The organism is Streptomyces sp. MBT65 (assembly GCF_016612545.1).
GTDB lineage: Bacteria > Actinomycetota > Actinomycetes > Streptomycetales > Streptomycetaceae > Streptomyces.
This window is the reverse complement of sequence record NZ_JAENRY010000474.1, coordinates 1-8525: the sequence shown is the minus strand read 5'-3', so window position 1 is coordinate 8525 and position 8525 is coordinate 1. Positions and strand designations below refer to the sequence as shown.

Below are 8525 nucleotides of genomic sequence, written 5' to 3'. Positions count from 1 at the left end.
GGTTCCCCCCAACTCCCTCCCCGCCCCGGCTGGTTCGGCTGGCGGGCCCGTTTCCCCCGTGCCGCTCGTGTCGTACGGGTGGGCACGAGTGTGTTGGCCGGTGTGTTGCTGGTCGTCGCTCTCGTTGTGCCCGATCGGCTCGATCGGATGACACTCCAGTCGTTTCTCCGGCTGCCCGTGGAGCTGATCGTTCTCGCGATCGTGCTGCTCGTGCTGCCGTCGCGGGCGCGGCGGATCGCTGCCGTCGTCTCGGGCGCGTTCGTCGGGCTGTCGACCGTGCTGAAGTGCCTCGACATGGGCTTCTATCAGACCCTCGCCCGGCCGTTCGACCTGGTCTTCGACTGGGTCCTGCTGAGCGACGCGGCGGACTGGATGAAGGACTCGTTCGGGCGATCCGGCGAGGTGCTCGCGATCGTCGCGGTGATCGTCCTGCTCATCGTCGTGCTCGTCGCGAGCGCGCTCGCGATGGTGCGGCTGGCCGACGTGATGGCCAGCCACCGCCCCACGGCCGTACGCACCACCCTCGTCCTCGGTGTCGCGTGGATCATGTGCTTCACCCTGAGCGTGCAGGTCGGCGGTGTCACCCTCGCCACCAAGGGCTACAGCCAGTTCCTCACCAACCGCGTGAAGTACGTCCGCGAGGGGCTGGGGGACGCCGACGTCTTCAAGAAGCAGCTCACCGTCGACGCCTTCGCGAAGACCCCACCCGACCAACTGCTGAACGGATTGCGCGGCAAGGACGTCCTGTTCACCTTCATCGAGAGCTACGGCCGGGTCGCGCTCGACGACCCGACGATGGCACCGGAGATGGACAAGACGCTCACGGCGGGCGACGCCAGGCTCAAGGCGGCCGGCTTCTCGTCGCGCAGCGCCTGGCTCAGGTCGCCGGTGACGGGCGCGGGCAGTTGGCTGGCCCACTCGACGTTCCTGTCCGGCCTGTGGATCAAGAACCAGCAGCGGTACCGGACCGTGACCACCAGCACCCGCGCGACCCTCACCAGCTACTTCCAGAAGACCGGCGCCTGGCGCACGGTCGGCATCGTCCCGGGCGTCCGCAAGGCCTGGCCCGAGGGCAAGTACTTCGGCCTCGACAACATCTACGACTCCACGCACCTCGGCTACAACGGCCCGTACTTCAGTTGGACGCCGGTGCCGGACCAGTTCAGCCTCGAGTCCTTCGAGAAACTGGAGTACGGCAAGAAGAACCGCGACCCGATCATGGCGGAGATCATCCTGGCCTCCAGCCACAACCCCTGGTCCCCCATCGCCCACACCATCCCCTGGAACCAGCTCGGCGACGGCACGATCTTCAACCAGATCAAGAAGGAGGGCACGAACCCGACGGAGGTCTGGAAGAGCGCGAAGCGCGTGCGGACCGAGTACCGCAAGGCCATCCAGTACTCCGCGGACAGCCTGACCCAGTGGGTCCAGCGCTACGGCAACAAGAACACCGTCCTCGTCTTCCTCGGCGACCACCAGCCCGTGCCCACGGTCACCGGCGGCACCGCCGACCGGGACGTGCCGATCACCATCGTCGCCCACGACCCCAAGGTGCTGGACAAGATCTCCAACTGGGGCTGGACGGACGGCCTCAAGCCCGCCGACAACGCCCCGGTGCTGGGCATGGACAAGTTCCGGGACCGCTTCATGACGGCCTACGCGAAGTAGCGGCCTCCGCGAAGCAACTGCCCGCGCGAAGCAGCGCCCTACTCGTCGGCGAACCGCTGCCGCAACTCCCGCTTGAGGATCTTTCCGCTGGCGTTGCGCGGCAGCTCCGTCACGAACTCGACCCGCTTCGGCGCCTTGAAGTGCGGGAGCTTCTCCCGGGCGTGGTCGATGAGTTGGGCCTCGGTGACCTCGCCGCGCGGGACGACGACCGCTGTGACCGCCTCGATCCAGCGGTCGTCGGGGAGCCCGATCACGGCGACCTCGGCGACGCCCTCATGGGTGTACAGGACGTCCTCGACCTGGCGTGAAGCGACCAGTACGCCACCGGAGTTGATGACGTCCTTCACCCGGTCGACGACGGTGAAGAAGCCCTGCGCGTCCCGCACCGCGAGGTCGCCGGAGTGGAACCAGCCGTCGCGGAATGCGGCGGCGGTCTCCTCGGGCTTGTCCCAGTAGCCCTCGCACAACTGCGGTGAGCGGTAGACGACTTCGCCCTGTGTGCCGTCGGGTACGTCCTTGCCCTCCTCGTCGACCACCCGTGCGTCCACGAACAGCACGGGACGGCCGCAGGAGTCCAGCCGGCCCTTGTGCTCGTCGGGGCCCAGGACCGTGGCGAGGGGGCCGATCTCGCTCTGCCCGAAGCAGTTGTAGAAGGCCAGCTTGGGAAGCCGCTCACGCAACCGCTCCAGGACGGGCACCGGCATGATCGACGCGCCGTAGTACGCCTTGCGCAGCCCGCTCAGGTCCCGCGTCCCGAAGTCCGGGCGGTTCGCCAGGCCGATCCACACCGTGGGCGGGGCGAACAGGCTGTCCGCCTGCCCGGCCTCGATCAGGTCGAACAGCCGGTCCCCGTCGGGCGCGTCAAGGATCCTGTTGGTCGCGCCGACCGCCAGGTACGGCAGCAGGAACACATGCAACTGCGCCGAGTGGTACAGCGGCAGCGAGTGCACCGGCCGGTCCCCGGCGCTCAGGTCCAGGGCGGCGATCGCGCTCAAGTACTCGTGCACCAGGGCCCGGTGGGTCATCATCGCGCCCTTGGGCAGCGCGGTCGTGCCCGAGGTGTAGAGCAACTGCACCAGATCGTCGGTGCGCGGCTCGGGACCGTCGTACGGCGGCGCGGAGGCCAGCCGCTCCAGCAGCGAGCCGTCCGCGTCCCGCAGCGGCAACGTCCGTACGTCGTCCGGGAGTCGACCGGCGAGGTCGGGGTCGGCGAGCACCAGCGCGCTGCCGGACTGGCCGACGATGTACACGAGGTCGTCGCCGGTGAGGTTCTGGTTGATCGGCACGTGCACGAGGCCGGCCCGGGCGCAGGCGAGGAAGCCGATCAGATAGGCGTCCGAGTTGTGGCCGTAGGAACCGACCCGGTCGCCCGGTGACAGGCCCTGGTCGAGGAGCACGCTCGCCGCGCGGGAGACGGCGTCGTCGAGTTCCCCGTACGTCCAGGAGCGCTCGCCGTAGTCCACCGCCACGCGGGCGGGAGTGCGCCGGGCACTGCGTCGCAGTACCCCGTCAACCGTGCTGCCGTGTACGGACGTCATGAGACATGATCCTCGGGCCGCCGCCCGGGTGGGTCAAGCCGGGTGGGCGAGGTGGGCCCGGCCCACATGTGCCGGGCCCACATGTGCCGCCATCACACAGGTCGGACTCACATGGGTCGGACCCGCCCCTCCCAGTACGGCTCCCGCAGCCGCCGCTTGTACAGCTTGCCGTTGGGGTCGCGGGGCATCTCGGTGATGAAGTCGATGCTCTTGGGCCGTTTGTAGCCGGCGAGTTGTTCGGCGCAGTGGTCGAGGAGCGCGGCGGCGAGGGCGGGGCCGGGCTCGTGGCCGGGGGACGGTTCGACGACGGCCTTGACCTCCTCGCCCCACTCGTCGTGCGGGATGCCGAAGGCCGCGGCGTCGGCGACGGCGGGGTGGGCGAGGAGCGCGGACTCGATCTCGGCCGGGTAGATGTTCACGCCGCCCGAGATGATCATGTCGATCTTGCGGTCGCGGAGGAAGAGATAGCCGTCCTCGTCGAGGTAGCCGAGGTCGCCGACGGTGAAGAAGTCACCGATGCGGTTCTTCTTCGTCTTGGCCTCGTCCTTGTGGTAGGCGAAGCCGCCGGTGCTCATCTTCATGTAGACGGTGCCGAGTTCACCGTGCGGGAGCCGGTTGCCGTCGTCGTCGAAGACCGCGAGTTCGCTGATGGGCCAGGCCTTGCCGACCGTGCCGGGCTTCTTCAGCCAGTCCTCGGCGGTCGCGAAGGCACCACCGCCCTCGCTGGCCGCGTAGTACTCCTCCACACACATGCCCCACCAGTCGATCATCGCCCGCTTCACATGGTCCGGGCACGGGGCTGCGCCGTGGATGGAGTGCCGCATGGACGAGACGTCGTAGCGCGCCCGTATGTCCTCGGGGAGGGCGAGGAGGCGGTGGAACTGGGTCGGGACCATGTGGGTGTGGGTGCACTTCTCGCTGTCGATGAGACGGAGCATCTCCTCCGGGGTCCACTTGTCCATCAGGACCAGGCGGTGCCCTATGTGCAGGCTGGCGCTCGCGAACTGGAGGACGGCCGTGTGGTAGAGCGGTGAGCAGACCAGGTGCACGTTGTCGTCGAAGGGCTTGATGCCGAAGATGCCGAGGAAACCGCCGAGGTAGGCCGACTCGGGGGGCTTGCCCGGCAGGGGGCGGCGGATGCCGCGGGGGCGGCCAGTGGTGCCGGAGGTGTAGTTCATGACCCAGCCGAGCGTGCGGTCCGCGGGCGCCGACTCCGGTTGTCCGTCGAGGAGTTCGGCGTACGGCCGGAAGCCCTCGACGGTGCCGACCGCGTACCGGTGGGTGGTGGGGAGGCCGGCCTCGTCGGCGGCCTGGCGGGCGGGATCGGCGAATCGCTCGTGCGCGATGAGTACCTTGGCGCCGGAGTCGGCGACGATCCAGGCGATCTCCGGTGCGACGAAGTGGTGGTTGACGGGGACGAGGTAGAACCCGGCTTGGGTGGCGGCCAGATGGGCCGTGAAGAACTCGACGCCGTTGGGCAGGACGACCGCGAAGGCGTCGCCGGTTTCGAGTCCGGCGGCGCGCAGGCCGTGGACGAGCTGGTTGGCGGCGGCGTGCAGGCGGCCCGCGGTCCACTCCTCGCCGTCCGGTGCGACGAGGACCACGCGGTCGGGGTTCTGGGCCGCCTGGGCCCAGAAGCCGGCGGGAGGTGTGCTCACACCCTGTGTCGCCGCGCCCTGTGTGGCCCCGTCACGTGTGGCCCCGCCCTGTGTGTTCTCCCCCTGTGTGCTCACTGGCCGCTCCTTCCGGCGATGCGGTTGATGCGGTCGACGGCGTGCTCGAAGCCGCGGGTGAGGTCGTCGAAGACGGCCTGGACACTGCGTTCGCTGTTCATCCGGCCGACGATCTGGCCGACGGGCGTGCCGAGCAGCGGTTCGATCTCGTACTTCTGGATGCGCGAGACGGCCTCGGCGACGAGCAGGCCCTGGAGGGGCATGGGGAGGGTGCCCGGGCCGTCCGGGTCGTCCCAGGCGTCGGTCCACTCGGTGCGCAGTTGGCGGGCCGGTTTCCCGGTCAGGGCGCGGGAGCGGACGGTGTCGCCAGACCCGGCGGCGAGCAGTTTGCGGGTCACGCCGGGCGAGTGCATGTCGGCTTCCGTGGTGGTCAGCCACAGGGAGCCCAGCCACACACCCTGGGCGCCGAGGCTGAGCGCGGCGGCCACCTGCTGTCCGCTGCCGATGCCGCCCGCGGCGAGAACCGGCAACGGGTCGACGGCGTCGACGACTTCGGGCGTGAGCACCATGGAGGCGATCTCGCCGGTGTGGCCGCCGGCTTCGTACCCCTGGGCCACGACGATGTCGATGCCGCCCTCGGCGTGCTTGCGGGCGTGCCGGGCGCTGCCCGCGAGCGCGGCGACGAGCACGTTGTGGTCATGGGCGCGGGCGACGACGTCGGCGGGCGGGGAGCCCAGCGCGTTGGCGAGCAGCTTGATCGGGTAGTCGAAGGCGACGTCGAGCTGGGTGCGGGCGACCTGTTCCATCCACCCGGTGATGCGCCAGCCGGACACCTCGCCCTCGGCGAGTTCGGGCACGCCGTACTTGGCCAGGGTCTCGATGACGAACTGCCGGTGCCCTTCCGGGATCATCGCCTCGACCTGGGCCTCGGTGACGCCTTCCACCTTCTTCGCGGGCATGACGACGTCCAGGCCGTACGGCATGCCCTCGACGTGCGCCTCCAGCCAGTCGAGGTCGCGCTTGAGGTCGTCGGGGGCGGTGTAGCGGACCGCGCCGAGCACTCCGAAACCACCGGCCCGGCTGATGGCCGCGGCGACGGCGGGGAACGGCGTGAAGCCGAAGATGGCGTGCTCGATTCCCAGTTTCTTGCTCAACTCCGTCTGCATGGGCGCAGAATGCCGCAGTCCTCCGGACGACGGAAGGCCTTTTCTGATGCTCCGTCAGATTTTCCTCATGGCCGACCTCGTGGACGACCTCAGGGGCGACCCCATGGGCGGCCTCGTCGGGCGGTGAGCACGGGCTGATGGAAGCCGCTGCCCTCCGGCTCGTGCCAACTGACGTCCGCGAAGCCCGCGTCGAGCACGGCGTCGGTCAACTGGGCCCGGATCAGGGCCCAGTAGGCGGTACGGCGGACCCGTACCTCCCAACCGTCCCCGTCCGGCAGGAGTTGGAAGTGCTCCAGGTCGTAGCGCTCACCGTCCTCGTGCCAGTGCCACAACTGGAAGGTGACCACGCGGCCTTGGGGTGTCGTCGACACCTGGGGCGGTGCGGACGCGGGGCGGGCGGCGCGGATCGTGTCGTAGTCCCGGACGCTCAGGACGAGGAGTCCGTCGTCGCGCAGGACCCGCCGTATGCCGAGCAGTGCGGTGTGTATGTCGTCCGGAGTGAGCAGATGCGGCAGCGAGTTGTCGGCGCAGACGACGACGTCGAAGGCGGCTGTCCGGAACGGCAGCGCGCGCATGTCCGCCGCCGTCACCGGAAGGGCGACGCCCCGGGCCGCGGCCTCGGTGGCGGCCCGGGTGACCGCGGCCGGGCTCAGATCGCTGCCGACCACCCGGTGTCCGAGGCCCGCCAGCCCGATCGCCTGTGTGCCGATCCCACACGAGCAGTCCAGCAACTGCTGTGGCCCCGCCCCCAGTTGAGCCCGGACGACTCCGTCCAGCGCCTCGGCCTGGCGGGCGATGCTCGCGTCCCAGTCCGCGAAGATGAGGTGGTAGTCGGCGGCGAGGGCGTCGTAGAAGTCCCGGACCGAGGACACCGTCATCACTCCAACACGGCCATCGCCGCGTTGTGACCCGGCACCCCGCTCACGCCCCCGCCGCGCACGGCGCCCGCGCCGCACAGCAGGACGTTCGCGTGTCGGGTCTCGACGCCCCAACGGCCGGTAATCTCCTGGGCGTAGGGCCAGGTGAGTTCGCGGTGGAAGATGTTGCCGCCGGGCAGTCGGAGGTCGCGTTCCAGGTCGAGCGGGGTCTTCGCCTCGATGCAGGGGCGGCCGTCGGCGTCGGTGGCGAGGCAGTCGGCGAGGGGCTCGGCGAGGTGGGTGTCCAACTGCGCGAGCGTCGCCTTCAACAACTCGTCGCGTACGGCGTCGTTGTCCCGTTCGAACAGCCGCGCCGGGGTGTGCAGACCGAAGAGCGTGAGGGTCTGGTAGCCGTCCTCGACGAGGTTCCGGCCGAGGATGCTCGGGTCGGTGAGCGAGTGGCAGTAGATCTCCGAGGGCGGTGCGGCGGGCAGCGCACCGGACGCGGCCTGGGCGTGTGCGGCGGCCAGTTGGTCGTAGCCCTCGGCGATGTGGAAGGTGCCGGCGAACGCCTCGCGCGGGTCGACCGAGGTGTCGCGCAGCCGGGGCAGCCGCTTGAGCAGCATGTTCACCTTGAGCTGGGCGCCCTCGGCGGGGGCGGGCGGTTCGTCGCCGGTGAGGGCGGCGAGTTGCTGCGGGGAGGCGCCGACGAGGACGTGCCGGGCGCCCACGACGCCTTCGCCGTCCGCCGTGCGATAGGTGACCTCGGCGGCGCGTCCGTCCGTGTCGATGCGGACGGCCTCGTGGCCGGTGGCGAGTACGGCGCCGGCGGTGCGGGCGGCGGCGGCCAGGGCGTCGGTGAGGGCTCCCATCCCGCCGACCGGCACGTCCCAGGCGCCGGTTCCGCCGCCGATGACGTGGTAGAGGAAGCAGCGGTTCTGCGCGAGGGAGGGGTCGTGGGCGTCGGCGAAGGTACCGATGAGGGCGTCGGTGAGGACGACGCCCCGGACCAGGTCGTCGGCGAAGTTCTCCTCGATCGCGACGCCGATCGGCTCCTCGAAGAGCATCCGCCAGGCGTCCTCGTCGTCGACCCGGCGGCGCAGTTCGTCGCGGCTGGGCAGCGGTTCGGTGAGCGTGGGGAAGACCCGCTGCGCGAGGCGTCCGGTCATGCCGTAGAGCCGCTGCCAGGCCGCGTACTCACGGTCGCCGCCGGTCAGCCGGGCGAAGGCGTCACGGGTGCGGCGCTCGCCGCCGCCGACGAGGAGGCCGGTGGGACGTCCGTCCCTTTCGACGGGCGTGTACGACGAGATGGTGCGCCCCCGGACCCGGAAGTCGAGGCCGAGATCCCGCACGATCTTCTTCGGCAACAGGCTGACCAGGTACGAGTACCGGGACAGCCGAGCGTCGACCCCCGCGAAGGGCCGCGTCGACACGGCGGCGCCACCGGTGCCGTCGAGCCGCTCCAGCACGAGCACGGAGCGCCCGGCCCGGGCCAGGTAGGCGGCGGCGACCAGGCCGTTGTGGCCACCGCCGACGATGACGGCGTCGTAGGTCCGGTGTCCGGGTCCCTCGTGTGCAGGCATGGTTCTTGGTAACACGAGGTGATCTAGGTCGGCCAGAGTC

6 protein-coding genes are annotated in these 8525 nt (G+C 70.2%); 1 reads left to right on the top strand and 5 read right to left on the bottom strand.

Features of this window, described 5'->3' with window-relative positions; genetic code table 11:
- Positions 1-1668, top strand: a 1668-nt coding sequence (locus tag JHN63_RS48495; RefSeq protein WP_234478832.1) for a sulfatase, incomplete at its 5' end; no start/stop codon positions are given.
- Positions 1669-1706: 38 nt separating this feature from the next.
- On the opposite strand, the gene JHN63_RS48490 is transcribed toward JHN63_RS48495, so the two are convergent.
- The 5 genes from JHN63_RS48490 to JHN63_RS48470 form a co-directional block, all read right to left on the bottom strand.
- A complete protein-coding gene (locus JHN63_RS48490; protein ID WP_200691522.1) occupies positions 1707-3206 on the bottom strand; it encodes an acyl-CoA synthetase in 1500 nt (499 codons plus the stop codon).
- A 107-nt stretch (positions 3207-3313) separates the two neighbouring features.
- Positions 3314-4864: an acyl-CoA synthetase gene (locus JHN63_RS48485; protein WP_200691523.1), complete on the bottom strand. Its 1551-nt coding sequence runs from the start codon at positions 4862-4864 to the stop codon at positions 3314-3316.
- Between the two features lie 71 nt (positions 4865-4935).
- Entirely contained in the window at positions 4936-6045 is a 1110-nt protein-coding gene (locus tag JHN63_RS48480) for a nitronate monooxygenase (RefSeq protein WP_200691521.1), read from the bottom strand.
- 89 nt (positions 6046-6134) lie between these two features.
- Positions 6135-6923, bottom strand: coding sequence for a bifunctional 2-polyprenyl-6-hydroxyphenol methylase/3-demethylubiquinol 3-O-methyltransferase UbiG (locus tag JHN63_RS48475; RefSeq protein WP_200691520.1), 789 nt, complete (start codon positions 6921-6923; stop codon positions 6135-6137).
- Entirely contained in the window at positions 6923-8485 is a 1563-nt protein-coding gene (locus tag JHN63_RS48470) for an NAD(P)/FAD-dependent oxidoreductase (RefSeq protein ID WP_200691519.1), read from the bottom strand. The genes JHN63_RS48475 and JHN63_RS48470 overlap by 1 nt, the downstream gene beginning before the upstream one ends.
- Positions 8486-8525 lie beyond the last annotated feature (40 nt).